The organism is Chelativorans salis (assembly GCF_025336525.1).
Classification (GTDB): domain Bacteria; phylum Pseudomonadota; class Alphaproteobacteria; order Rhizobiales; family Rhizobiaceae; genus Chelativorans; species Chelativorans salis.
In genome coordinates, this window is the sequence record NZ_JAOCZP010000009.1 from 37,882 (window position 1) to 61,920 (window position 24,039).

General features: G+C 64.9%; 23 protein-coding genes. 14 read left to right on the top strand and 9 right to left on the bottom strand.

What is annotated here, in order from left to right:
• Positions 1-2 precede the first annotated feature (2 nt).
• Positions 3-986, bottom strand: coding sequence for a 2-hydroxyacid dehydrogenase (locus N5A92_RS22195; protein ID WP_425248628.1), 984 nt, complete (start codon positions 984-986; stop codon positions 3-5).
• A 1,005-nt stretch (positions 987-1,991) separates the two neighbouring features.
• Between N5A92_RS22195 and xylB the strand changes: the two genes are divergently transcribed.
• The 3 genes from xylB to N5A92_RS22210 all read left to right on the top strand — a co-directional run bounded on the left by xylB (position 1,992) and on the right by N5A92_RS22210 (position 5,388).
• The gene (gene xylB, locus N5A92_RS22200) at positions 1,992-3,446 is read left to right on the top strand and encodes a xylulokinase (RefSeq protein ID WP_260906398.1); all 1,455 of its coding nucleotides are present in this window, start codon (positions 1,992-1,994) and stop codon (positions 3,444-3,446) included.
• Positions 3,443-4,753: a xylose isomerase gene (gene xylA, locus N5A92_RS22205; protein WP_260906400.1), complete on the top strand. Its 1,311-nt coding sequence runs from the start codon at positions 3,443-3,445 to the stop codon at positions 4,751-4,753. The genes xylB and xylA overlap by 4 nt, the downstream gene beginning before the upstream one ends.
• A 404-nt stretch (positions 4,754-5,157) precedes the next feature.
• A complete protein-coding gene (locus N5A92_RS22210) occupies positions 5,158-5,388 on the top strand; it encodes a hypothetical protein (protein WP_260906403.1) in 231 nt (76 codons plus the stop codon).
• 14 nt (positions 5,389-5,402) lie between these two features.
• Here N5A92_RS22210 and N5A92_RS22215 read toward each other — a convergent pair whose 3' ends face one another.
• Positions 5,403-6,200 (bottom strand): IclR family transcriptional regulator domain-containing protein, encoded by a 798-nt coding sequence (locus N5A92_RS22215; protein WP_260906405.1) that lies wholly within the window; start codon positions 6,198-6,200, stop codon positions 5,403-5,405.
• A 58-nt stretch (positions 6,201-6,258) separates the two neighbouring features.
• Here N5A92_RS22215 and N5A92_RS22220 point away from each other — a divergent pair, with 58 nt between their 5' ends.
• The 3 genes from N5A92_RS22220 to pcaF are packed head-to-tail and all read left to right on the top strand — an operon-like array spanning position 6,259 to position 9,114.
• Positions 6,259-7,113 carry a CoA transferase subunit A gene (locus N5A92_RS22220; protein WP_260906407.1) on the top strand — a complete coding sequence of 285 codons (855 nt, stop codon included), beginning with the start codon at positions 6,259-6,261 and terminating at the stop codon, positions 7,111-7,113.
• The gene (locus N5A92_RS22225) at positions 7,113-7,916 is read left to right on the top strand and encodes a CoA-transferase subunit beta (protein WP_260906409.1); all 804 of its coding nucleotides are present in this window, start codon (positions 7,113-7,115) and stop codon (positions 7,914-7,916) included. The genes N5A92_RS22220 and N5A92_RS22225 overlap by 1 nt, the downstream gene beginning before the upstream one ends.
• Positions 7,909-9,114, top strand: coding sequence for a 3-oxoadipyl-CoA thiolase (gene pcaF / locus N5A92_RS22230; protein WP_260906411.1), 1,206 nt, complete (start codon positions 7,909-7,911; stop codon positions 9,112-9,114). Before N5A92_RS22225 ends, pcaF begins: the two co-directional genes overlap by 8 nt.
• A gap of 249 nt (positions 9,115-9,363) precedes the next feature.
• Here the strand turns inward: pcaF and N5A92_RS22235 are convergent, their stop codons facing one another.
• On the bottom strand, positions 9,364-9,888 hold the full coding sequence (locus N5A92_RS22235; RefSeq protein WP_260906413.1) for a P-loop nucleotide/nucleoside kinase family protein: 525 nt from the start codon (positions 9,886-9,888) through the stop codon (positions 9,364-9,366).
• A 337-nt stretch (positions 9,889-10,225) separates the two neighbouring features.
• Between N5A92_RS22235 and N5A92_RS22240 the strand changes: the two genes are divergently transcribed.
• Together N5A92_RS22240 and N5A92_RS22245 are read left to right on the top strand one after the other, a co-directional pair.
• On the top strand, positions 10,226-10,453 hold the full coding sequence (locus tag N5A92_RS22240; protein ID WP_313958445.1) for a type II toxin-antitoxin system RelB/DinJ family antitoxin: 228 nt from the start codon (positions 10,226-10,228) through the stop codon (positions 10,451-10,453).
• Between the two features lie 77 nt (positions 10,454-10,530).
• Positions 10,531-11,013 carry a DUF2867 domain-containing protein gene (locus tag N5A92_RS22245; RefSeq protein WP_260906415.1) on the top strand — a complete coding sequence of 161 codons (483 nt, stop codon included), beginning with the start codon at positions 10,531-10,533 and terminating at the stop codon, positions 11,011-11,013.
• On the opposite strand, the gene N5A92_RS22250 is transcribed toward N5A92_RS22245, so the two are convergent.
• Genes N5A92_RS22250 through puuE form a run of 4 tightly spaced genes read right to left on the bottom strand, consistent with a single transcriptional unit; the run spans position 11,010 to position 14,415 of the window.
• The gene (locus N5A92_RS22250) at positions 11,010-11,606 is read right to left on the bottom strand and encodes a nucleoside deaminase (protein ID WP_260906417.1); all 597 of its coding nucleotides are present in this window, start codon (positions 11,604-11,606) and stop codon (positions 11,010-11,012) included. The two genes, N5A92_RS22245 and N5A92_RS22250, sit on opposite strands and share 4 nt — an antisense overlap.
• On the bottom strand, positions 11,603-12,103 hold the full coding sequence (locus N5A92_RS22255; protein WP_260906419.1) for an ureidoglycolate lyase: 501 nt from the start codon (positions 12,101-12,103) through the stop codon (positions 11,603-11,605). Before N5A92_RS22255 ends, N5A92_RS22250 begins: the two co-directional genes overlap by 4 nt.
• 42 nt (positions 12,104-12,145) lie before the next feature.
• Positions 12,146-12,997, bottom strand: a complete 852-nt coding sequence (locus tag N5A92_RS22260; protein ID WP_260906609.1) for a bifunctional allantoicase/(S)-ureidoglycine aminohydrolase — start codon at positions 12,995-12,997, stop codon at positions 12,146-12,148.
• Positions 12,998-12,999: 2 nt separating this feature from the next.
• The gene (gene puuE, locus N5A92_RS22265; protein WP_425248629.1) at positions 13,000-14,415 is read right to left on the bottom strand and encodes an allantoinase PuuE; all 1,416 of its coding nucleotides are present in this window, start codon (positions 14,413-14,415) and stop codon (positions 13,000-13,002) included.
• Positions 14,416-14,608: 193 nt separating this feature from the next.
• Between puuE and uraH the strand changes: the two genes are divergently transcribed.
• From uraH to xdhC, 4 genes are all read left to right on the top strand, one after another.
• Positions 14,609-14,974, top strand: coding sequence for a hydroxyisourate hydrolase (uraH, locus tag N5A92_RS22270; RefSeq protein WP_260906423.1), 366 nt, complete (start codon positions 14,609-14,611; stop codon positions 14,972-14,974).
• Positions 14,974-16,449, top strand: coding sequence for a xanthine dehydrogenase small subunit (gene xdhA / locus N5A92_RS22275; RefSeq protein WP_260906425.1), 1,476 nt, complete (start codon positions 14,974-14,976; stop codon positions 16,447-16,449). The genes uraH and xdhA overlap by 1 nt, the downstream gene beginning before the upstream one ends.
• Before the next feature lies 1 nt (position 16,450).
• Complete coding sequence (gene xdhB / locus N5A92_RS22280) at positions 16,451-18,796, top strand: xanthine dehydrogenase molybdopterin binding subunit (protein ID WP_260906427.1); 2,346 nt, start codon at positions 16,451-16,453, stop codon at positions 18,794-18,796.
• Between the two features lie 274 nt (positions 18,797-19,070).
• A complete protein-coding gene (xdhC, locus tag N5A92_RS22285) occupies positions 19,071-19,883 on the top strand; it encodes a xanthine dehydrogenase accessory protein XdhC (protein WP_260906429.1) in 813 nt (270 codons plus the stop codon).
• Positions 19,884-19,993: 110 nt separating this feature from the next.
• Here the strand turns inward: xdhC and N5A92_RS22290 are convergent, their stop codons facing one another.
• Together N5A92_RS22290 and N5A92_RS22295 are read right to left on the bottom strand one after the other, a co-directional pair.
• The gene (locus N5A92_RS22290) at positions 19,994-20,182 is read right to left on the bottom strand and encodes a BrnA antitoxin family protein (protein WP_260906431.1); all 189 of its coding nucleotides are present in this window, start codon (positions 20,180-20,182) and stop codon (positions 19,994-19,996) included.
• A 1-nt stretch (position 20,183) separates the two neighbouring features.
• Positions 20,184-21,104: a LysR family transcriptional regulator gene (locus N5A92_RS22295; RefSeq protein WP_260906433.1), complete on the bottom strand. Its 921-nt coding sequence runs from the start codon at positions 21,102-21,104 to the stop codon at positions 20,184-20,186.
• Between the two features lie 348 nt (positions 21,105-21,452).
• Here N5A92_RS22295 and N5A92_RS22300 point away from each other — a divergent pair, with 348 nt between their 5' ends.
• On the top strand, positions 21,453-22,667 hold the full coding sequence (locus tag N5A92_RS22300; RefSeq protein ID WP_260906434.1) for a urate hydroxylase PuuD: 1,215 nt from the start codon (positions 21,453-21,455) through the stop codon (positions 22,665-22,667).
• A 10-nt stretch (positions 22,668-22,677) separates the two neighbouring features.
• Complete coding sequence (gene guaD, locus N5A92_RS22305; RefSeq protein ID WP_260906435.1) at positions 22,678-23,982, top strand: guanine deaminase; 1,305 nt, start codon at positions 22,678-22,680, stop codon at positions 23,980-23,982.
• Positions 23,983-24,039: the final 57 nt, after the last annotated feature.

Genomic DNA, 24,039 nt, shown 5'->3' on the forward strand with positions numbered 1-24,039 from the left:
CCTTATCCCCCACTCCGCACATGCGCCGTCTCGGCCACAGGGGTCAGCGCCTCGCCCTTCGTGAACCAGGCGATGAGATTGTCGACCATCAGGTCAGCCATGGCCTGGCGTGTGTGCACCGATGCCGAGCCGACATGAGGCAACAGGCAGGCATTCTCGCGGGCAAGAAGCGCCTCGGGCACGTTCGGCTCGTCAGCAAACACGTCGAGGCCGGCGGCGAGGATGGTTTCCTTTTCGAGCGCCTCGGCAAGGGCCGCCTCGTCCACCGCACTGCCGCGCCCGACATTGACGAAGACGCCGTTGGCGCCGAGCGCCGTGAATATCTCGGCATTGACTATCTTTTCGGTCGCGGCCCCTCCCGGTGCCACCGAGATCAGCGTATCGACGGCCTCCGCGAGGGAAAGCAGCGTGGGATGGTACTCGTAGTCGACGCCTTGGACCTGGCGCCGGTTGTGATAGCTGACGGGCAGGCCGAAGGCTTCGATGCGGCGCGCGATGGCGCGGCCGATGCGCCCCAGCCCGAAGATGCCGACGCTGCGCCCGCGCAGCGTGCCCCGTGTCAGCGGGTATGGCCCCTCGCCGCGCCAGCGCCCCGCGCGCAGCCAGCTTTCTGCTTTCGGCAGCTCGCGCACCGTGTTGATGAGGAGGCCGATGGCGGTGTCCGCCACCTCCTCCGTCAGGACATCCGGCGTGTTGGTGACCATGACATTCCTGGTGCCCGCATGCGCCGCGTCCACGCCATCGTAGCCGACGCCGAAATTGGCGATGATCCGCAGATTGGGAAGCGCGTCGATGAAGGCCGCGTTGACGATCGTCGCGGAAGCGATGCCGACCACCGACCGCTTCATCTCTTCCGTCAGGAGCGCCGGGTCGGCCTTGTCGATCCCGACCAGCCGGAAGCGCTCACCGATGCGGTCGGCCGCATAGGCAGGTATCTTCCCCGGCACGAGGATCGTCGTTTCTGCGCGCATCTCACTCATCAACATCTCCTTATTCGCTTCGCCCGCACGGTATGCGCTGGGGCGAGGATTGTGAAGTGGAACCGGCGATCCTTCGGCAAGCCCCCAGGCTCAGGGTGAGGACAGGCGCGCGCCATCGTTGCCACGCCCGCTGCTCGCGTCTGGCCATTTCAAAGAACCCACCTTCGGGAAGGCTCCCTTGAGGTGGTGGGAAGACGGGCGGCCAAAATGTCGCCAGTCTAAATTTTTTTCAGCGACCTCTCGGCCGCCCGTCCGGCGATTTCCGTCTCCGCCCGTTCCGCTTCCAGGGAGTGGATTGTGGAAGGTTTTTGCCTTCCGCGACGGGGGTGGCCCTTCGACCCGCTCGGGGCTGCCACGTTGCCCGTCATTCCTCCGCTCCCCTTTAAAGTGCACCGTCCGGCACGCGCCGCCCGTAGTGGCGGCAGGGGAACCCTTGGGCAGAGCCTCCCCGGGCCGGCCGCCACGTTAGCGGCCCGCCGGAGGCGCCGACCCCTCCCCACGAGACCGCCGTCGCGATCTGCGTTCCCGTAGGAGGGACGGGACCATGATAGGGGCGGCCTGGGCAGGGGGGCGTATTTTCGCGCAAAAAAGTTTGCAGGTTGTGGGGGATCAATGGGTTGGCGGGTAATCGGGTCGAAATTTATCCCCCGCTTGTCCAATAGCCGCGCCTTTGGCCGGAAGGGCTGTAGAGTTCCTCCAAACATGCGTCATCCCGGCCAAGGGAGCGTAAGCTCCTGCAGAGCCGGGACGCATTCCGTGACTCGTCCAACGTTCCGGGATGACGCGCACGTTTAGGGACCTCGGCCGGTTAAAGCCGAAGGAAGGTTCTTCACGGAATCTGTCGCTTTCGCACTGCCATCGAACTGCGGTCCGCTCTAAATTTGCAGCCTGGGGCTGGCCTCGGCGATTGCCTTGCGGCGGTGGATATGCATATTTGTTTCGGAGCTCGAAAAAAATGATCGGTGCGCTGTCCGGTCGCTTCGGAGGGGAGGACGGCGCGGGAGGAAATGCATGTATCTCGGTCTCGACCTCGGCACATCCGGGGTGAAGGCGCTCATCATCGATGGTGCGCAGAAGGTGATTGCCACGGCGACGGGGGCATTGGAGGTCTCGCGACCGCATTCGGGATGGTCTGAGCAGGACCCCGCGCACTGGATCCGCGCTACGGAAGAGGCGCTGGCGGCGCTTAAAGCATCCCATGGCGAAGCGCTGGCGGCTGTGAAGGGCATCGGCCTGTCGGGGCAGATGCACGGGGCGACACTGCTCGACGCGGCCGACGAGCCCTTGCGGCCCTGCATTCTATGGAACGACACACGCAGCCACGAGGAGGCGGCCGCCCTCGATGCCGACCCGCGCTTCCGCAAGATCACCGGCAACATCGTCTTTCCCGGCTTTACCGCGCCGAAGCTTGCCTGGATGAAGCGCAACGAGCCGGAGATCTTTGCGGCGACGAAGAAGGTGCTACTGCCAAAGGACTTCCTGCGCCTGTGGCTGACCGGCGAGCATATTTCGGAAATGTCGGATTCGGCCGGCACGGCCTGGCTCGACGTGGAGAAGCGCCGCTGGTCGCCGGAATTGCTGGCGGCGACGGAGCTTGACGAGAGCCACATGCCGCGCCTCGTCGAGGGTACGGAGAAGGCCGGAACACTGCGCGCCGCGCTTGCCGAGCGCTGGGGCATGGGCACCGATGTCACTGTCGCCGGCGGGGCGGGCGACAACGCGGCATCCGCCTGCGGCGCCGGCACGGTGAAGCCGGGGGCGGCCTTTGTTTCGCTCGGCACGTCAGGCGTGCTGTTTGCTGCCAACGGTGCCTATCTGCCCAATCCGGAAAGCGCCGTGCATACGTTTTGCCACGCCCTGCCGGATACATGGCATCAGATGGGGGTCATTCTTTCGGCCACCGATTCGCTCAACTGGCTGGCCGGCATCACCGGCGCCAAGCCTGGCGATCTGACGGGCGAGCTGGGTGATGCGCTCAAGGCGCCCTCGAGCGTCACCTTCCTGCCCTACCTTTCCGGCGAGCGCACGCCGCACAACGACGCCGTCATCCGCGGCAGCCTCGTGGGGCTTGCGCACCAGAGCGACCGCGCCGCCCTCACCCAGGCGGTGGTGGAGGGCGTCGCCTTCGCCTTCCGCGACAGCCTGGAGGCGCTTAAGGCTGCCGGCACAGAGCTCGCCCGCGTCACGGCAATCGGCGGCGGTTCGCGCTCGTCCTACTGGCTGAAAGCCATCGCGACAGCGCTTGAACTGCCCGTCGACGTGCCGGCGGAAGGCGATTTCGGCGCCGCATTCGGCGCGGCGCGCCTCGGCCTCATCGCGGCGGAGGGCGCCGATCCGCTCTCCGTCTGTACGCCGCCGGCGGTCTCCATCACCGTGGAGCCCGACGCTGCGCTGACATCCGCCTACGCAGGGGCTTACCGCCGCTACCGCGATCTCTACCCAGCCATACGAGGAGTCTCATCGTGAGCACAGGATTTTTCGGCGATATCAAGCCGGTCGCCTATGAAGGGCCGGACAGCGATAACCCGCTGGCCTTCCGCCATTACAACCCGGACGAAAAGGTGCTGGGCAAGCGCATGGAGGACCATCTGCGCTTCGCCGTGTGCTACTGGCACAACTTCGTGTGGCCGGGCAACGACCCCTTCGGCGGCCAGACCTTCGAGCGGCCGTGGTTCGGCGAGACCATGGAGAAGGCGAAGCTGAAGGCGGATGTGGCCTTCGAGATGTTCCAGATCCTGGGCGTGCCCTTCTTCACCTTCCACGACCACGACGTGCGGCCGGAGGGCGGGAGCTATTCCGAGAGCGTGGCGCGGCTGAACGAGATGGCCGATTACTTCCAGCAGAAGATGGAGAGCGGTGGGCCCAAGCTCCTGTGGGGCACGGCGAACCTCTTCTCCAACCGGCGTTATATGGCGGGTGCGGCGACCAACCCGGACCCGGACGTCTTCGCCTACGCTGCGGCGACAGTGAAGGCCTGCATGGACGTGACCAAGCGGCTCAATGGCCAGAACTACGTGCTGTGGGGCGGGCGTGAGGGCTACGAGACGCTGCTCAACACCGATATGGGCCGCGAGATGAACCAGCTCGGCCGGTTCCTCTCCATGGTGGTTGACTACAAACACAAAATTGGCTTCACGGGCACGATCCTCGTTGAGCCGAAGCCGCAGGAGCCGACCAAGCACCAGTACGACTACGACGTCGCCACGGTCTACGGTTTCCTGAAGCGCTACGGGCTCGAAGGCGAGGTGAAGGTGAATATCGAGCAGGGTCACGCGATCCTCGCCGGCCACTCCTTCGAGCATGAGCTGGCGCTGGCAGCTTCCCTCGGCATCCTCGGCTCCATCGACATGAACCGCAACGACTACCAGTCGGGCTGGGATACCGACCAGTTTCCCAACAATGCACCCGAGGCGGCGCTCGCCTATTACCATGTGCTCGAGGCCGGCGGCTTCACCTCCGGCGGCACCAATTTCGATGCCAAGCTGCGCCGCCAGTCGCTCGACCCGGAGGACCTGATCGCGGCCCATGTCGGCGGCATGGATGTTTGCGCACGAGGGCTGAAGGCGGCGGCACGCATGATCGAGGACAAGGCGCTGAGCGGGCCGCTGGAAGAGCGCTATGCGGGCTGGCAGGGCGCGGAAGCGCAAGCGATGCTGAAGGGCGAGCGCACGCTGGAAGAGGTTGCCGAGCACGTGGCGCGCGAGAGGCTCGACCCGCAGCCTGTTTCGGGGCGGCAGGAGAGGTTGGAGAACGTCGTCAACCGGTACGTTTGAGGGCTTTTTGCAGAGAGGGCATGGACACCCTGCGCCGGCCCCCTCTCTTGCAAATTCCAAGGGCTTGGCTTCGCCAAACTCAAGTATTTGCTTTCTCCCCCACCAAGGGGGAGATAGGCGCTGCACCTTCGTCTCCGCCAATCTCCAGCGTTGGCGATTGGCGGAGACGACAATGCCGGTGTTATCTCCCCTTGGCGGGGGAGAAAGCGATTTCAACATCTTAGCCGAAGGCTAAGTGTTAGAAATCGCAAGTGAGGGGGCCGGCACAACGCCAGACTCTAACTGCCACGCCCCATCTCCCCCATCGCCTATTTGCCTATAACCCGTCGTCAAATCTTCATCCAGGCGCCTTCATCCAGTCAGGATTGGAAGGCATAAATCATGTCGTGACTCGGAGGCCCAGGATGACTGCTGATAAGAGAGTGGAAGCGGAGATCGACGCGCTTTTGGGGCGTGACGAGACGGCGTCCGTTATCGACACGCTATTGGCCATGCCTCGCGTAGAAGCGGCCAACGATCCAGACGGCTCGTGGGAGAGAATCCTGCATGCCCGCCTCCAGGAGCGACTTGCCCGCAAGATGCGGCAGGTGCTCGAGGAGGCGCCGGACCGAAAGGGCTCCAGGAGTGCCGCGTGACGGCGCCGGGCGCCCTATTGCAGTGCCAGAAAATCCTCGATCTTTGCAGCAGCCTCAATAAGCGGCGGCAGGATCGTCAGGCGCATCTCATCACAGGAGAAGCGCGCCGACTGCGTGGAAACGTTGAGGGCGGCGACGACGGAGCCAGTTCTGCCCCGCACCGGCACGGCAATAGACCGCAGTCCCAGTTCGAGTTCCTCGTCGACGATGGCGTAACCTTCCCGCCGGACCTCGGCCACGCGGGCCGCCAGCGCCTCCCGGTCCGTCACCGTTTTGGGCGTGTTGGCGCGGATCGCCGCCTTTTCCAGAAAACGGGCGAGTTCGGCCGTATCCAGGTCTGACAGGAGCACCCGGCCCATGGACGTGCAGTAGGCCGGCAGCCGGGCGCCAACGGCGAGCGAGACGGAGACGATGCGCCGACCCGCCACCCGCGCCACGTAGACGACGTCCTCGTCCTCGAGCACGGCTGCCGAGCAGGATTCGCCGAGCGCCTGCGAGACCTCGCCCATGATCGGCTCGGCATAGGCCCAGAGCGAGGAGCCGCCGAGCCACGTGCGGGTGAGCGACAGGAGCTTTGCCGAGAGGAGGAAGTTCCGCCCCTCCTGCCGGGCGTAGCCTTCCGCCACCAGCGTCAGAAGCAGCCGGCGGGCGCCGGCGCGCGTCAGCCCCGCCTCCTCCGCCACCTCGGTGAGGCGCAGGCCGGACGGCGCGCCGGCGAGGATTTCGATCACTGTGAGCCCCTTGGCCAGCGATCCGACGAGATCGCGGCTGAACGGCTCGGCGTTTTGCATTGACTCGATAGCGTCGTCCATCTATTTCTGTATCGCATATAAAACTTAAGTTCACAATACGAACTTTTGGAGGAGGCGAATGGCGTGTTTCTTGCCGCTCAGTGAGGCGGTGAAAGAGAACCTGCGGGATGGCGATACCGCCGCCTTTGAAGGTTTTACCCATCTAATCCCCACCGCCGCCGCCCACGAGGCGATCCGCCAGGGGGTCAAGGACCTGACGCTCGTGCGCATGACGCCGGACGTGGTCTACGACCAGATGATCGGCATGGGGATGGCAAGCAGGCTCGTCTTCTCCTATGCCGGCAATCCCGGCGTCGGGCTTCTGCGCCGGCTGCGCGATGCGGTGGAGAACGGCTGGCCGCGCCCGGTCGAGATCGAGGAGCATTCCCACGCCGCCATGGCCAACGCCTACGAGGCGGGCGCGGCGGGCCTTCCCTGCGCCGTCTTCCGTGGCTATCGGGGCGCCGAGCTAGCGAGGGTGAATCCGAATATCAAGAGCGTCACCTGTCCCTTCACGGGCGAAGAGCTGGCCGCGGTGCCGGCGGTACGGCCGGACGTGACCTTTATCCATGCGCAGAAGGCCGACAAAAAGGGCAATGTGCTGGTCGAGGGCATCGTCGGCATTCAGAAGGAGGCGGTGCTGGCGGCGAAGCGCGCCGTGGTGACGGTGGAAGAGGTGGTGGAGGATTTCTCCGGCCTGCACCCCAATCTCTGCGTGCTGCCGCATTGGACGGTGACGGCGATCTCTGTCGTGCCCGGCGGGGCGCATCCCTCCTATACCCACGGCTATTATGCGCGCGACAACGCCGCCTATCTGGAGTGGGACGAGGTGGCGGCCGACCGCGAGCGCTTCCGCGCATGGATGGAGGAGAACGTCATGAAGGCCGGGCCGGACGACTTTGCCGGACGCGTGGCCGGGCTGAGGGCGGCGTGATGAGTGATTTTACCCCGAACGAGATGATGACCATCGCCGCCTCGCGGGCGCTGACCAGCGAGGACGTGTGCTTTGTCGGCATTGGCGCGCCGTCTGCCGCCTGCAACGTCGCCCGCCTGACGCATGCGCCGGATATCACGCTGATCTATGAATCGGGCACCATCGGCACGGCGCCCGACGTGCTGCCGCTGTCGATCGGCGACGGCGAATTGTGCGACACCGCGCTCACCACCGTGCCGGTGCCGGAGATGTTCCGCTACTGGCTGCAGGGCGGGCGCATCACCATCGGCTTCCTGGGGGCGGCCCAGCTCGACAAATACGGCAACATCAACACCACCGTCGTCGGCGACTACGAGAAGCCGAAGGTGCGGCTGCCCGGCGGCGGCGGCGCGCCGGAGATCGCCACCTCGTCGGGGCAGGTCTATATCACCATGGCACAGTCGAAGCGCGGCATGGTCGAGAAGATCGACTTCTTCACCTCCTTCGGCCATGGCGAGGGCGGCGACCACAGGAAGCGGCTCGGCATCGATACCAAGGGGCCGACGCTGCTCATCACCGACCTTGCCATCTGGAAGCCGGACCCGGAGACGAAGGAATTTACCGTGGTCTCCCTGCATCCGGGCGTGACGCGCGAGATGGTGCAGGAAACCTGCGGGTGGCCGGTGAAGTTCGCGGTAGAGCTGGAGGAAACGCCGCCGCCGACCGAACTCGAGCTTTCCACGCTTCGCGACCTGAAGGCGCGCACCGATGCCGCGCATAAGGGCGGCGGCCCGGCCGCGAAGAGAGGAGCGAAGGATGGCTGAAGCCTATATCTGCGACTATGTGCGCACGCCCATCGGCCGCTTCGGCGGCGTCTTGTCCTCCGTGCGCGCCGACGACCTCGCCGCCGTCCCGCTGAAGGCGCTGATGGAGCGCAACGCCGGCGTGGACTGGGGCGCGGTGGACGACGTCATCTACGGCTGCGCCAACCAGGCGGGCGAGGACAACCGCAACGTCGCCCGCATGGCGCTGCTGCTTGCCGGCCTGCCGGTCGAGGTGCCGGGGTCCACGATCAACCGCCTGTGCGGCTCGGGCATGGATGCGGTGGCGACCGCCGCCCGCGCCATCAAGGCCGGCGAGGCGGAGCTTATGATTGCCGGTGGCGTGGAATCCATGAGCCGCGCGCCCTTCGTCATGCCCAAGGCGGAAACAGCGTTTTCGCGCAATGCGGAAATCTACGACACCACCATCGGCTGGCGCTTCGTCAACCCGCTCATGAAGAAGCAGTACGGCATCGATTCCATGCCCGAGACGGGCGAGAACGTGGCGGAGGACTTCGGCATCAGCCGCACAGACCAGGACGCTTTCGCCGTACGCAGCCAGGAGAAGGCGGTGGCGGCGCAGGAGAACGGGCGGCTGGCGAAGGAGATCGTTCCCGTCACCATTCCCCAGCGCAAGGGCGAGCCGGTGGTCGTCGACAAGGACGAGCACCCGCGCCCCGGCACGACGGTGGAGAAGCTTTCCAAGCTGCCGACGCCGTTCCGCGAGGGCGGCTCCGCGACGGCAGGCAATGCCTCCGGCGTCAATGACGGCGCGGCGGCCTTGATCATCGCCTCGGAGGCCGCGGCCAAGAGGCACGGCCTGACGCCCATCGCCCGCATATTGGGCGGTGCCGCCGCCGGCGTTCCCCCGCGCATCATGGGCATAGGCCCCGCCCCGGCCACAATGAAGCTGTGCGCGCGGCTCGGCCTGAAACCCTCCGATTTCGATGTGGTGGAACTCAACGAAGCCTTCGCCTCCCAAGGCATCGCCGTGCTGCGCCAGCTCGGCATCGCCGAGGACGCTCCGCACGTGAACCCCAATGGCGGCGCCATTGCGCTGGGCCATCCCCTCGGCATGTCCGGCGCCCGAATCTCGGGCACGGCGGCGCTGGAGCTGAAGGAGCGCGGCGCAAGGCTGGCGCTCGCCACCATGTGCATCGGCGTCGGCCAGGGCATCGCGTTGGCGGTGGAGCGGGTTTAGGGCTCTTTCCTCCGTGAGTTGGCCGACGGCAATTCCTGACAGCTTTTCAGCCCGAATTCCTGCTCTCGACCCGTTGCTGTCGACCGTGACAAGCGCGACGAACGGCTCGAGTGAGCCCAAAGCGGACTTCCGCGTGGCACGCGGAAATCACGAACTGCGCGTGGCCCCCGATACAGCGTGCTGCGTCAAGGCACGACAGCGCCCATGAAGAAGTGGCGCTTTAAGATAGAGCAGTGACAGTCATAGCCTTTAGGCAATGAACTCGTCAGGCGATGGTGGTTCAAACGAGCGCATCCACTCTTTGAGTTTGATCTCGGGGATATGAAAAGTACCCGGGGGGAGCTGAGCATTCCGAGCCTTGATGCGCTCCAACAGTAACTCTTCAGAGGCATCGGCGAAATGTATCTTAAAACCCGCACCGAGGTCTTGAGCTTTTGCTCTAAGCTCGTCGCGCTCACTTCTGGTCCAGAAGCCAAAATCCAGAATCACATCTACTCCAAGTACCAAAACTCTCGCCGCTGCCTCCCACAGGAGCGACTCGATCGCCGCGTGCCGAGCGTTATGCTTCGAGAAGTCGGCCTCATCGCTATCGTCGTGAACGTCACTTCCGAACAACCGAACGTGCCACTCATCAACGGTAAGGCGGAGCGCGGAGCACTCGGCCTCGAGTTTGCGAGCCAAAGTGGTCTTACCGCTACCTGGAAGTCCCACCATCAAGTGAAGTGTAGCCACAGAAATAGACCAAAGCCGCTTAATCCCGGGTGACCTATTCATCTAGTCGCATGTGCACTTGACGGCAACCGGCTTAGGTCGAACCGAGAGGTGAGGAACCGCAAGATCGTGCATTGGCGGAACCACCATGGATTCTTTCACTGGTCGGACGGCCCCTGACAGGCAGCTGAATTAAGGGCCGGTCGCTCCGCCAGCAGGTCGTGCAAAAATCTCGATCTTATGCGCCACGCCGCGGCCTTGATTTCGGACGGGGCTTTTCGTGCGAAATGGCGTGCAAGAATCCGGTCCTGGCGCGACCTGCTCGTTCCCATCAGCGAGGCAGACGGCAGAGAACCACCCACGCCCGAAATTCGAACGGAGGACAAGACCCAATCCTTAGATGGGCTTGTCCGTTTCCGACTATATCCGCATGGCCCTCGTCCGTGTTGCCCGTGACAAGGCGGTGCCGTTCCCGGTGAAGGTGCCGAATGCCGTAACCGTCAAGGCAATGAAGGAACTGGACAGCGGCAAGGACATAGCGAAGCTGCGCTCGCCACGTTCGCCAAGCCGATCCACCTCTGATCCCGCGCGCATCTGTCACGTTGAACCGCCCCGGCATTGCTGCTGAATTCAGCGCGCCGCGGCGGGCTCGTCGCTCCGGCCACGAGCGCGCCGCATCGCGCGCGCGGAGCGGGGAGAGACGGCATGACGGCGGCGCTGGTGCGAGACGTGGAAGCAAATCTGCCCGATCCAGCGCTGGCCGACGCCGACTGGGCCGACGCCTACGAGATCGAGACGGCAAAGCCCTTTGCGAGTGCGCGCGAGGCCGCCGAATGCACCGTCAGCGCTTTTCCGCTCTGGACCATGCCGCTGCTTCTCCTACGCAACATCATCGTTCTGCCGCTCGGGCTTAAGGGGGCGGATCGCGGGTTCGACCGTGACATGGTCGGCATCTTTCCGGTCGTCGTCGACACGCCCGGCCGGTTCGTCGGCGGATTCGATGACAAGCATCTCGATTTCCGGGTTGCGGTCGACCTTGCGGAGGTTGGCGAGCGCCAGCGCATTCGCCTGACCACCGTGATCAGGCGCCACAACCTGGCCGGTCGCGCCTATCTCCGGGCCGTCATGCCCTTCCACCGCGCCATCATCCGCGGCGCGCTGGCGAAGCTGGCGGCAGCGCGGCCCTAGTTCAGCGGAATGTCGTTCCCCGTCTTGCCTTCCTGATAGGCGCGCGACAGCGCTTCATATGTCGCTGAAAGTTTCGCGACCCGCGCCTCCACCGCCTGCCGGTCTGCCTCGGGCAAGGCACTCGCAAGCCCACGTATGCTGCTGCTCTTCCAGAATTCGTTGCTGGCATTGTAGCCGCCGGGGTCGAGCGTGAAGACCTCTTTCAGGATTTTCAGGTCGTGCGGGATGGCGAAGGAATCGCGCGAGTCCTCGTGGCTGAAGAGGTAATAGAAATTGTCGAAGCCGGTCCAGGTGATGGCGGAGAGGCACAGGGAGCAGGGCTCGTGGGTGGCCAGGAAGATGCAGTCCTTCGTGTCCGGGCGCTGTTCCTTCGGCAACTCGTAAAACCGCTTCAGCGCGTGCACCTCGCCGTGCCAGAGCGGGTTTTCCAGTTCGTTGTTGGTTTCCGCCAGCACCAGCGAGAGGTCGCGTTTCCTCAGGATCGCTGCGCCGAAGAGCTTGTTGCCGGCCGCGACGCCGGCTGCCGTCTTCGGCACGATGTCGTGCTCGATCACGTCGAGAAGGCGGTCGAGGAGTGTCGCATTGTCTTTCATGGCATGTCCGGAACGCAGATCTCGTAGGGCTCGGGGAAGATGAACTCCTCCAGGTTGTTGCCGTCGCCGCCCCGGTCGACGACGAGGAAATCCTGCTCTTCGCCGATGGGGGTGAGCACCGCGTGCCAGATGTTGCGGCGATAGTTCACGCCCTGCCCCGGCTGAGTGACGAAGGCCTGCGGCACGCCTGGCTTCCCCCCTTCGTCAGGGCAGACGACCACCAGGAAGGGCCGGGGCGAGAGCGGCATGAAGGCCTGGCTGCCGAGCGGATGGCGCTCGGCCATCTTCAGCGTCAGCGGGAGAGGATAGGGCTGGCCGCGGAAGATGTTGACGAGCGCACGCGGGTTCTCTCCCGTCGCCTCGACGCGGGCCAGATCGTGGAAGCGGCGGCACATGCCGTCGTTGATCAGGAAGCTGTCAACGCCCTCCGTCTCGATGACATCGCCGAAGGGAGCGAAGGCTTCGCGGGTGAGAGGCTCGGCGGTTATGCGGGTCATGGCATCCTCGCCCTGAAAAGGGGGCACAGACATCAACAAGCCTTATCTTCCGCTGCCTGATACCCAAAGCTTCGCATGCCGGTTCACGTCCTTGTAGAGCAGGTAACGGAACCGGCCCGGCCCGCCGGCATAGCAGGCCTGCGGGCAGAAGGCCCTGAGCCACATGAAGTCACCGGCTTCCACCTCCACCCAATCCCGGTTGAGCCGGTAGACGGCCTTGCCTTCGAGTACATAGAGCCCGTGCTCCATGACGTGGGTTTCGGCGAAGGGGATGACGGCGCCGGGCTCGAAGGTGACGATGGTCACGTGCATGTCGTGGCGCATGTCGTCGGGTTCGACGAAACGCGTGGTCGCCCACTTGCCGTCGGTGTTCGGCATCGGCGTCGGCGGCACGTCTTCCTCTTTGGTGAAGAAGGCCTCCGGCGCGGGCACGCCGTCGACCGCTTCGTATGCCTTGCGGATCCAGTGGAAACGGACGGGTGCCGAGCCTTCGTTGCGCGCGGTCCAGCGGCTTTTGGGCGGCAGGAAGGCGTAGCCGCCGGGCCGCATGCGGTGGAGGGTTCCGTCGAGATGTACGGTCAGTTCTCCTTCCACGACGAAGAGGACGGCTTCGGCCTGCGCGTCAGGCTCCGGCCGCTCGCTGCCGCCGCCGGGCTCGACCTCCATGATGTATTGCGCAAAGGTTTCGGCGAAGCCGGTAAGCGGCCGGGCGATGACCCAGCAACGGGTCCTTTCCCAGAAGGGCAACCGGCTCGTCACGATGTCGCGCATCACTCCCTTCGGGATGACGGCATAGGCCTCCGTGAAGACGGCGCGGCCGGTGAGCAACTCGTTCTGCCCGGGCAGGCCGCCCGTCGGAGCGTAGTAGGTGCGGGCGCTGGGGTTGGGTTCCATGGTCATGAGGGCAGCAGATCCTTGAGCCGCAGATAGGCGATACGCTCGACTTGGCCGCAGGCGGTAACGAACTCCTCTTCGCGGCTGTTCTCGATGCGGGCTTCGAACGCCTTCAGGATGCCATCCTTCGAATGGTCCTTGACGGCGATGATGAAGGGGAAACCGAACTTTTCGGTATAGCGCGTGTTGAGATCAGTGAAGTGGGCGCGCTCCTCATCGGTGAGCGCATCGAGGCCGGCGGAGGCCTGCTCCCTGGACGATTCCGGCGTCAGACGCTTCGCCGCCGCGAGCTTGCCGGCGAGATCCGGGTGGGCCGTCAGCACGCCCAGGCGCTCCTCCCCGCTTGCCGAGCGGAAGGCGCGGGCCAGCGCATTGTGAAGGCCGGCGGCGCTGTCGTGCGCGGGGCCCAGCTCCAGCCGGAAAGCGCGCTCGGCGACCCAGGGCGAGTGCTCGAAGATGCCGCCGAAATGGGCTATGAACGCCGCCTCGTCCAAGAGGCTGGGCTTGAGCGCCGGCGCCTCGTAGGGATGGTGCTCCATCCAGTGGCGGGCGATGTCCATGCGCGTGGGCAGCCACACCTTCTCGTGGCTCTTCACATGGTCGATGAAACGCTTCAGCGCGGCCGCGCGGCCCGGACGGCCGACGAGGCGGCAATGGAGGCCGACGCTCATCATGGCCGGCCGGCCGCGTCTCCCCTCTTCGTAGAGCGTGTCGAAGGCGTCCTTCAGATAGGCGAAGAACTGGTCGCCGGAATTGAAGCCTTGCGGCGTGGCGAAGCGCATGTCGTTGGCGTCCAGCGTGTAGGGGACGACAAGCTGCGGAGAAATCGCGTTGCCGTGGCCGTCATGGTCGAGCCAGTAGGGCAGGTCGTCGTCATAGGTGTCTGAAATCCAGGCGAAGCCGCCCTCCCCGGCCGCCAGCTTGACGGAGTTGACCGAGGTGCGCCCGAGGTAGAGCCCGGCTGGCCGCTCGCCCACGACCTCGGCATGCAGGCGGACCGCCTCTTGAAGGTCGCGGCGCTCGTCGTCTTCCGAATGCGCACGGTAGTCGATCCATTTGAGCCCGTGGCTGGCGATCTCCCACCCCGCCTCTTGCATTGCCGTCACCTGCTCCGGCGAGCGTGCGAGGGCGCTGGCCACCCCGAACACGGTGACGGGGACCTCCGCATCGGTAAACATGCGGTGGAGCCGCCAGAAGCCGGCGCGTGCGCCGTATTCGTAGATCGATTCCATGTTCCAGTGGCGCATGCCCGGCCAAGGTGCGGCACCGACGATCTCCGACAGAAAGGCTTCCGAAGCCTCGTCGCCGTGAAGGATGCAGTTCTCGCCGCCCTCCTCGTAATTGACGACGAACTGCACGGCGACGTGGGCGCGGCCCGGCCATTTCGGGTCCGGCGGGTTGGCGCCGTAGCCGCGCATGTTCCTGAGATAGCGCCTCACCTAGTGTTTCCCCTGGATTGTCAGTGTCTAAAGAATAGTCGAAGGGATGGCGCGCGCATTCCCCCGAAAATTTGAAACTCTTTTTGCCGCGTTTCTCGCGCCACCCCCCTTATGCAAGCGATTGATTTGCCGCACAATCCATCGGAATAAGACAAGAACCAGAGGGAGACCCATGAGCGAGGAAGGCAAGGGCCGGCTGACGACCCATGTGCTCGACACCGCGGCGGGACGCCCGGCGGCAGACCTGGAAATCGCGCTCTACCGGCTGGAAGGCGAAGGCCGCACGCATATCAAGACCGTCAGAACCAATGCGGACGGGCGATGCGATGCGCCGCTGCTCGAGGGCGACGCCTTTGCGCCTGGCGAATACGAGCTGGTTTTCCAGGTCGGCAATTACCTGCGCGGCCAGGGCGGCACGCTGCTGGCGCCGGCCTTTCTGGACCGCGTGCCGATCCGCTTCGGCATGGCCGAGCGGGCGCATTATCATGTGCCGCTGCTCGTCTCGCCCTACGGCTATTCGACGTATCGGGGGAGTTGATGACGGCGATCCGCAGCGAAATCCGCTTTCTCCTGAACGGCCGAAAGGTCGCGCTTGCCGAGGTGGGCCCCGACCAGACCCTGCTCGACTTCCTGCGCCTCGACCGTCGGCTGACGGGCACCAAGGAAGGCTGCGCGGAAGGTGATTGCGGCGCCTGCACGGTGCTGGTCGGGCGGCTGTCCGGTGGTGGGCTCGTCTATGAAGGCGTCAATGCCTGCATCCGCTTCCTGGCCTCACTCGACGGCTGTCACGTCGTCACGGTGGAGCACCTGAAGCGGGCCGATGGCAGCCTGCACCCGGTGCAGCAGGCGCTGGTGGACTATCACGGCTCGCAATGCGGCTTCTGCACGCCGGGCTTCGTGATGTCGCTCTACGCGCTGTGGATGCGCGAACCGCAGCCCACCGACCGGGCGATCGAGAAGGCGCTGCAGGGCAATCTCTGCCGCTGCACGGGCTATGAGTCGATCGTGCGCGCGGCGCGGGCCGTCTCCTCCTACGGCGAGGCGGGCGCGGACCCTCTTGCGGGCGAGCGCGAGACTATCATCGCCGGGTTGAAGGCGATGAGGGACGGCGCGCGGGTGGAGATCGGCCGGGGGCGCGAGCGGCTCGTCATTCCCGCCGGTGTCGACGACCTGGCGGCGGTGCTGGAAGCCGAGCCTGATGCCACCATCGTCGCCGGCGCCACGGATGTCGGGTTGTGGGTGACGAAATTCATGCGCGACATCGCACTGGTGGTCTTCATCGGCGGGTTGGAGGAATTGCGTACGGTCTCGGAAAAGGACCGCGGGCTAACGATCGGTGCGGGCGTCAGCTATTCCGAGGCGCTGCCGCACCTTGCCGCCCGCATTCCGGCATTGGGCCCGCTGATCGACCGCGTAGGCGGCGAGCAGGTGCGCAATATGGGCACCATCGGCGGCAACATCGCCAACGGCTCGCCCATCGGCGACATGCCGCCGCCGCTGATCACGCTCGGTGCAACGCTTACCCTGCGCCAGGGCAGGAAGCGGCGCACGATCCCGCTCGAGGATTTCTTCATTGCCTACGGCAAGCAGGACCGCCGGCCGGGGGAGTTCGTCGAGGCGGTGCATGTCCCGCTGCCGGATGCCGGCACGCATTTCGCCGCCTGGAAGGTCTCAAAGCGCCGCGACGAGGACATCACCGCCGTGCTGGGCGCTTTCAATTTGAAGCTGGACGCGGACGGCAAGGTGGCCGAGGCGCGCATTGCCTATGGCGGCATGGCGGCGACGCCGAAGCGGGCAGCGGGGGTGGAGGCGGGACTGATCGGCAAGCCATGGACTGCCGCGACGGTGGAGCGGGCGATGGCTGCCTACGAGCACGACTTCACGCCCATCAGCGATATGCGTGCATCCGCCGCTTACCGCATGCTGGCGGCAAAGAACCTTCTGAAGCGCTTCTTCCTGGAGACGTCGGGCGCCGGCGGACCCTTGCAGGTTTCGCGTGACGAGGCGGCTTGAGATGACGAGACACGAAACACTCGACCTGAGAAAGGCGAAGATCGCCGGCGGCGTTGCTACCGACCGGCGCCACGATTCCGCCCATAAGCACGTCACCGGCGAGGCCGTCTATATAGACGATATGGCCGAGCCGGCGGGCACGCTGCACGCCTATCTCGGCCTGTCGGAGGTGGCGCACGGCACGATCCGCGCGCTCGATCTGAAGGAGGTGGGAAGCGCGCCGGGCGTGGTGGCGGTGCTGACGGCGAAGGATGTGCCGGGGGTTAACGACATCAGCCCCGCCGGCCTTCATGACGAACCGATCCTGGCCGAGGGGGAAGTGCAGTTCCTCGGCCAGCCGGTGTTTACCGTGATCGCGGAGACGCGCGAAGCGGCACGCCGCGCCTGCCGTCTGGCGAAGGTGGAATATGAGGAGAAGCCGGCGCTGATCGACATTGCCGAGGTCGAGCCGCAGGGCGCCCGCCTCGTGACCAAGCCGCTGACGCTCTCGCGTGGGGAGGCGGCAGAGGCCATCACCGCCGCGCCCCGGCGCCTCAAGGGCAGGATGCGCGTCGGCGGACAGGACCATTTCTACCTGGAAGGCCAGATCGCCTTCGCCCTGCCGGGCGAGGACATGGATGTTACCGTTCATTCCTCGACACAGCACCCGAGCGAGGTGCAGCACATGGTGGCGCACGCGCTGGGCGTGCCCTCGCATGCGGTGACCGTCGAGGTGCGGCGCATGGGCGGCGGGTTCGGCGGCAAGGAGACGCAGGCGAACCTCTTCGCGGCGATAGCAGCGATTGCCGCCAAGCGCACCGGAAGGCCGGTGAAAATCCGCCCCGACCGCGACGACGACATGACGGCGACCGGCAAGCGGCACGATTTCCTCATCGACTACGACATAGGCTTCGACGAGGAGGGCACCATCCTCGGCGTCGACCTCACCTACGCCGCCCGCTGCGGCTTTTCCGCCGATCTTTCGGGGCCGGTAACCGACCGGGCGCTCTTCCACTGCGACAACGCCTATTTCTATCCCGCGGTGCGTGCGGTCTCCGCGCCGCTCTACACCAACACCGTCTCCAACACTGCCTTCCGCGGCTTCGGCGGACCGCAGGGCATGCTGGGGGCGGAGCGGATCATCGACGAGGTGGCCTTCGCGCTGGGCAAGGACCCGCTGGAGATCCGCAAGCGGAATTTTTACGGTAACGGCACCCGTAACGTTACGCCCTACCACCAGAAAGTGGATGATAATGTCGTTCACCGCATCGTCTCGGAGGTGGAAAAGAGCGCTGACTACGCCGCCCGCCGCCGCGCCATCGCCGCGTTCAACGCGAAGAGCGAAATCGTCAAGCGCGGCATCGCGCTGACCCCGGTGAAATTCGGTATCTCGTTCACCGCCACCCACTTCAATCAGGCCGGCGCCCTGGTGCATGTCTATACCGACGGCTCGGTGCACCTGAACCACGGCGGCACGGAGATGGGCCAGGGGCTCTATGTGAAGGTCGCCCAGGTGGTGGCGGAAGAATTCCAGATCGACATCGACCAGGTAAAGATCACGGCGACGACCACGGGCAAGGTGCCCAACACATCCGCCACCGCAGCCTCCTCCGGCTCCGACCTCAACGGCATGGCGGCACAGAACGGCGCCCGCCAGATCAAGAACCGCCTCATCGACTTTGCCGCCGAGCAATACGGCGTGCCGAAAGAGCAGATCGAGTTCCTGCCGAACCGCGTTCGCGTTGGCAATCAGGAAATCCTCTTCGTGGAGCTGGTGAAGCAGGCTTATATGGCGCGCGTCCAGCTCTCGGCGGCGGGTTTCTATAAGACGCCGAAGATCCATTGGGACCGCGACAGCGGGCGCGGACGGCCCTTCTACTATTTCGCCTATGGCGCGGCGTGCGCGGAGGTCTCCATCGATACGCTGACCGGCGAGTACATGGTCGAGCGGGTGGATATCCTGCATGAGACCGGCAAATCGCTGAACCCGGCCATCGACCTCGGCCAGATCGAGGGCGGCTTCATCCAGGGCGTGGGTTGGCTGACGACCGAGGAACTCGTCTGGGACGGGAAGGGCCGGCTGACCACCCACGCCCCTTCAACCTACAAGATCCCGCTGGCCTCCGACCGGCCCAAGGTTTTCAACGTGACGCTCGCCGACTGGGCGGAGAATGCCGAGCCCACCGTCCACCGCTCCAAGGCGGTGGGCGAGCCGCCCTTCATGCTCGCGATGTCGGTGTTGCATGCGCTGTCGGACGCCGTAGCGAGCGTGGTGGACCACAAGCTCTGCCCCCGGCTCGATGCGCCTGCAACGCCCGAGCGCGTGCTGATGGCGGTGGAGCGGCTGAGGGCGGAAATGGGAGCGTAGATTGCGTGGCCTTGCGCTACTATCTTTCTAAGATGTCTATGCCCTTTCGCGCGCGCCTCTGGCCTGACGGCCATCTCCCCCACCAGGGGGGAGACTTGCTGTCATCTCCTCTCGTGCCTCGCCGGCGATTGGCGAAAGAGGATGCGACGGCTGATCTCCCCCCTCGTGAGGGAGATGGCCGGCAGGCCAGAGGGGCGCTCGAAGGGGCGCCGATTTGTCCGCACAAAGCTGGCACGCAAGTTGACGCCAAAAATCTCTGTCGGCCCTTCCCATTATGACCTTCCTCGCCAAATCCCTCTCGACCTTCCTGAAAGGCGCGCCTGCCGCGGCCATCGTGGAAGTGCGCGAGGCCAAAGGCTCCACCCCCCGCGAGAAGGGCGCCTGGATGCTTGTCGCGCCCGACGCCATCTTCGGCACGATCGGCGGCGGGCAGTTGGAGTTTCTGGCGATCGCCAAGGCACGCGAGCTGATCGCCGAAAATGTTGCCAGCGGTGCGCTTGATATTCCGCTGGGGCCGGAGATTGGCCAATGCTGCGGCGGCCATGTGGCGCTCGACATCCGCATTGCCGGCTCTGACGATCGCACCGAACTCCTGAAACGTGCCGGGGAGGAGGATGCCGGGCGCCCGCACGTCTATCTCTTCGGCGGCGGCCATGTGGGCCACGCGCTCGCTGCGGCGCTGTCGCTTCTTCCCGTGCGCACGATCGTCGTGGAGACGCGAGCGGAAGCGCTGGAGGGCATGCCGGAGGAGGTGGAGAGGCGGCTGACAGCCGTGCCCGAGGAAGCCGTTCGCGAGGCGCCCGCGGGCGCGGCCTTCGTCGTGCTCACCCACGACCACGCGCTGGATTTTCTGATCGTCGCCGAAGCGCTAAGGCGCGACGACGCTGCCTATATCGGTATGATCGGCTCGAAAACCAAGAAGGCGACCTTCAAGAGCTGGTATCTGAAGAACGGCGGCGAAGAAGCCCGCCTCCCCCGCCTGGTGACGCCCATCGGCGGGGAAGAGGTGCGCGACAAGCGCCCGACGGTCATCGCGGCGATGACGGCGGCGGAGGTGATGCGGGCAGTGGCATCGCACGAGGCCTGAGAGAAACGGAAGTGCGTGCCTTCACCCTCGTGGTTCAACAAGCTCACCACGAAGGCAAGGCGACCGCAGTGCAAAGCTCGACGGGAATGGGTAGGCGCAAGTGGAAGCCCTCATGGTGCGCTTGTCGAACCACCAGGGCGGGATGTCGGCTTCTCGTCTCTGCCATCCTCGGCCTTTTCATCAACCCGCACAAACCGGAGAGGTTTGAACTGGCTGAGATCATACTCGGTCAGATCGGCGTTCTCGATGAACGCCTCCACCTCCTCGTCTGTCTTGAAAACAGGAATCTTCTTCTTCATCTCACCGCCCCTCCAATATCTCGCCGATAATCCGCTGGCAGCGTGTGGCCATGAAGTCCAAGAGCAGGCGCACCTTGGGGTCCTGGAATTTTTTGTGCGGGTAGACGGCGGCAAGCTTGACGGAGGGGGGTGGCGTGTCCGGGAGGATGATTTTCAGCCGGCGGTCGCGCAGGAAGGGCTCGATCTCAAAGCGCGGCTTGTTGATGATGCCGTGGCCGGCCAGCGCCCAACCCGTGATCACGTCGCCGTCGTCGGAATCGAATGGGCCGCTCACCTCGAATTTCTTGGGCCCGTCGGCGGTCTGAAGCGTCCAGAAATATTCGCGCGCGCCGGGAAAGCGCAGCAGAAGGCAGTCGTGCCCATCATCCACGAGCTGCTCCGGCCGCTCCGGCTCGCCGCGCCGCTCGAGATAGGCGGGCGCTGCCGCCAGCACGCGCTCGCAATCCATGATGCCGCGCATGCGCAGACTGGAATCTTCCAAAAGCCCTAGCTTGAAGCCGACATCGATGCCCTCGCGCATGATGTCCACCTCGTGGTCGGAGAGCCTAAGGCGCACCTCGATATGCGGATAGAGCTGGTGGAACTCGGGAATGCCGCCGGCGATCAGCCTTTTGCCGATGCCGAGAGGCGCGGTGACGCGGATCGTGCCGCGCGGCTGGCCGGAAAGCGCGGCCACGGAAGCCTCCGCCTCCTCCACTGCTTCCAACACCTTTTTCGCGCCACCATAGAAGGCGCGCCCGTGCTCGGTCGGCGTCAGTTGCCGTGTCGTGCGGTTCAGGAGTCGCACGCCGAGGTACTTTTCCAGTTCCTTGACACGATTGGAGGCGACCGCAGCCGAGATGCGCATGTCGCGCCCGGCCGCCGAAAGGCTGCCAAGTTCCACCACGCGCACGAAGACAGAGATGTTATCGAGATAGGCCATAAGGAATTTCGAACCTCCCGCGCCATTATTTTCCAGAAAATTTTGAAAGTCATCGTGCCCGGCGTCCCTTTTTCTTTAGAGTGGAAGCCGTATTACGATGACCCGAAAGATTGACCGTCGGCAAAGGGTCGATGTTCAGGCATGGATCCTCGGGTCAAGCCCGAGGAAGACGACGGCAGGGGCGTTTCCGCCAATCGCCGAGGTCTGAGATTTGCGGGGGGACATCCCCACTTCGTCATCCTCGGGCTTGACCCGAGGATCCATGCCTGAACAGTCCCGACGGCAACGGCGGATTGGATTTAAGGCGGCTATAGCAAGACAGGCTTTAGGCCGAAGCGGAGAACGGGAATGAACGATTTCGCCGTTATGTGGGACTGGCTGTCCTTCGCCGTGCGCTGGCTGCATGTGGTGACGGCCATCGCCTGGATTGGTTCGTCCTTCTATTTCATCGCCCTCGACCTCGGCCTCGTGAAGCGTCCCGGTCTGCCCGAAGGCGTCTCCGGCGAGGAGTGGCAGGTGCATGGCGGCGGCTTCTACAACATGCGGAAGTATCTGGTGGCGCCGGCCTCGCTGCCCGAGCACCTCACCTGGTTCAAATGGGAATCCTACGCCACCTGGCTGTCAGGTTTCGCGCTGCTTGCCATCATCTACTACGCGGGCGCCGACCTTTATCTGATTGACCGCAATGTGCTCGACGTTTCCGTCCCTGTCGCCATCCTCATCTCGCTTGCCTCCATAGGCATCGGCTGGCTCATCTACGACGTGCTGTGCAAGTCGCCGCTGGGCAAGAACGATACCGCCCTGATGCTGGTGCTCTATGTCGTGCTGGTGGCGATAAGCTGGGGCTATACGCAGCTTTTCACCGGGCGCGCGGCCTTCCTGCATCTGGGCGCCTTCACCGCCACGATCATGACGGCGAACGTCTTCCTCATCATCATTCCCAACCAGAAGATCGTGGTGGCGGACCTGAAGGCGGGACAGGCGCCGGAGCCGAAGCTGGGGGCGCAGGCGAAGCAGCGCTCGCTGCACAACAACTACCTCACCCTGCCGGTGATCTTCCTGATGCTGTCGAACCACTATCCGCTGGCCTTCGGCACCAGGTTCAACTGGATAATCGCCGCGCTCGTCTTCATCATCGGCGTGCTCATCCGCCATTATTTCAACACGATGCACGCCCGCAAGGGCAACCCGCACTGGACGTGGGGGCTTTCCGCCTTGCTCTTCGTCATCATCATGTGGCTTTCCACCGTGCCGGAGGTGCTGACGGGCGAGCGGCGCGTTTCGGCGGTTGAGGAGCGCTTCGTCGCCTCCACCCACTTTGCCGCCGTGCGCGACACGGTGATGGGGCGCTGCGCCATGTGCCATGCGGCCGAGCCCGCCTATGAGGGCATCCGCATGCCGCCGAAGAACGTGGAGCTCGACACCGACGAAGCCATTGCCGCGCATGCCCGCGAAATCTACCTTCAGGCGGGCCAGAGCCATGCGATGCCGCCGGGCAACGTCTCCGGCATGACGGAGGACGAGCGCCGCCTGCTTGTCACCTGGTTTGAGGAAGCGCGATGAGGCGACGGACATGAAGAAGACGCTCATTCGCGGGCGGCTGCTCACCTTTCTGGCCGAGCCACGGGCGGTCGACGACCATGGCTCCTATGTTTACGAGGGGGACGGCGCCTTGCTGGTGGAGGACGGCGTCATCGTCGCCTCCGGCGCCTATGCGGAGATCGCGCCAGACGCAGGCGGCGCCAAGACGATCGACCACCGTCCGCATCTCCTGTTGCCGGGCTTCGTCGACGCCCATGCCCACTTCCCGCAGATGCAGGTGATCGCCAGTTTCGGCACCGAGCTGCTCGACTGGCTCAACACCTACACCTTCCCGGCGGAGACGAGGTTCTCCGATCCCGCCCATGCGGCCCGCATCGCCGGTCTCTATCTCGACGAGTTGGCCAGCCACGGCACCACCACGGCGGCCGTCTACTGCACTGTGCATCCCGAGTCGGCGGAGGCTCTGTTCGCCGAGGCTGAGCGACGCAACATGTGCATGATCGCCGGCAAGGTGATGATGGACCGCAACGCGCCCGAGGCACTGACCGACACCGCGCAAACGAGCTATGACGACACCAAGGCGCTGATTGCCAGGTGGCACGGTAAGGGGCGGCTCAACTATGCCATCACCCCGCGCTTCGCCATCACCTCCAGCCCCGAGCAGATGGAGATGGCGCAGGCGCTGGCGGCCGAGCATCCGGACCTGCATATCCAGACGCATCTTTCCGAGAACCACGCCGAGATTGCGTTTTCACAAGAGCTTTATCCCGACTGCACGGATTACACCGGTATCTATGAGGCTTACGGCCTGTTGGGCGCCACGAGCCTGTTCGGCCACTGCATCCACCTTTCCGAGCGTGAGGCCGACGCGCTCTCGGACTCCGGCTCGGTGGCCGTCTTCTGTCCCACCTCCAACCTCTTCCTCGGCTCCGGCCTGTTCGATTACCAGCGCTACCGCCGGCGGGAGAAGCCGTTGCGTATCGCCGCGGCAACGGATGTCGGCGGCGGCACCAACTATTCCATGCTGCGCACCATGGACGAGGGCTATAAGGTGATCGCGCTCAAGGGCGAGAAGCTGAATCCCCTCGCCTCCTTCTGGCAGATCACGCGCGGCAACGCCGAGGCGCTGTCCCTGGACACCCGCATCGGCACGCTGGAGGCCGGCACCGATGCCGACCTCGTGGTGCTCGACGCCCACGCGACGCCGGCGATGCGCCTGCGCATGGAAACGGTCGAGACCCTTGCGGAAGAGCTCTTCGTGCTGCAAACCCTTGGCGACGACCGCGCCGTGGTGGAGACCTACGTCGCGGGCGGGGCGGTGAAGAGCAGGCTTTAGCGGCCCCCGAAGGCGACACCAACATCTTACCTGGAACAACGCGGAAGCTAAGTGTTA

Coding starts and splice junctions, on each gene's coding strand:
- N5A92_RS22300 (WP_260906434.1), top strand. CDS start 21,453: ATGAACGATTTCGCCGTTATGTGGGACTGGCTGTCCTTCGCCGTGCGC.
- xdhC (WP_260906429.1), top strand. CDS start 19,071: ATGACCTTCCTCGCCAAATCCCTCTCGACCTTCCTGAAAGGCGCGCCT.
- puuE (WP_425248629.1), bottom strand. CDS start 14,415: ATGCGCGGCTACGGCGCCAACCCGCCGGACCCGAAATGGCCGGGCCGC.
- N5A92_RS22255 (WP_260906419.1), bottom strand. CDS start 12,103: ATGACCCGCATAACCGCCGAGCCTCTCACCCGCGAAGCCTTCGCTCCC.
- guaD (WP_260906435.1), top strand. CDS start 22,678: ATGAAGAAGACGCTCATTCGCGGGCGGCTGCTCACCTTTCTGGCCGAG.
- N5A92_RS22210 (WP_260906403.1), top strand. CDS start 5,158: ATGACTGCTGATAAGAGAGTGGAAGCGGAGATCGACGCGCTTTTGGGG.
- N5A92_RS22290 (WP_260906431.1), bottom strand. CDS start 20,182: ATGAAGAAGAAGATTCCTGTTTTCAAGACAGACGAGGAGGTGGAGGCG.
- N5A92_RS22250 (WP_260906417.1), bottom strand. CDS start 11,606: ATGAAAGACAATGCGACACTCCTCGACCGCCTTCTCGACGTGATCGAG.
- N5A92_RS22245 (WP_260906415.1), top strand. CDS start 10,531: ATGACGGCGGCGCTGGTGCGAGACGTGGAAGCAAATCTGCCCGATCCA.
- N5A92_RS22260 (WP_260906609.1), bottom strand. CDS start 12,997: ATGGAACCCAACCCCAGCGCCCGCACCTACTACGCTCCGACGGGCGGC.
- xdhB (WP_260906427.1), top strand. CDS start 16,451: ATGACGAGACACGAAACACTCGACCTGAGAAAGGCGAAGATCGCCGGC.
- xylB (WP_260906398.1), top strand. CDS start 1,992: ATGTATCTCGGTCTCGACCTCGGCACATCCGGGGTGAAGGCGCTCATC.
- N5A92_RS22220 (WP_260906407.1), top strand. CDS start 6,259: ATGGCGTGTTTCTTGCCGCTCAGTGAGGCGGTGAAAGAGAACCTGCGG.
- N5A92_RS22215 (WP_260906405.1), bottom strand. CDS start 6,200: ATGGACGACGCTATCGAGTCAATGCAAAACGCCGAGCCGTTCAGCCGC.
- N5A92_RS22295 (WP_260906433.1), bottom strand. CDS start 21,104: ATGGCCTATCTCGATAACATCTCTGTCTTCGTGCGCGTGGTGGAACTT.
- pcaF (WP_260906411.1), top strand. CDS start 7,909: ATGGCTGAAGCCTATATCTGCGACTATGTGCGCACGCCCATCGGCCGC.
- uraH (WP_260906423.1), top strand. CDS start 14,609: ATGAGCGAGGAAGGCAAGGGCCGGCTGACGACCCATGTGCTCGACACC.
- N5A92_RS22195 (WP_425248628.1), bottom strand. CDS start 986: ATGTTGATGAGTGAGATGCGCGCAGAAACGACGATCCTCGTGCCGGGG.
- N5A92_RS22225 (WP_260906409.1), top strand. CDS start 7,113: ATGAGTGATTTTACCCCGAACGAGATGATGACCATCGCCGCCTCGCGG.
- N5A92_RS22240 (WP_313958445.1), top strand. CDS start 10,226: ATGGGCTTGTCCGTTTCCGACTATATCCGCATGGCCCTCGTCCGTGTT.
- xdhA (WP_260906425.1), top strand. CDS start 14,974: ATGACGGCGATCCGCAGCGAAATCCGCTTTCTCCTGAACGGCCGAAAG.
- N5A92_RS22235 (WP_260906413.1), bottom strand. CDS start 9,888: ATGAATAGGTCACCCGGGATTAAGCGGCTTTGGTCTATTTCTGTGGCT.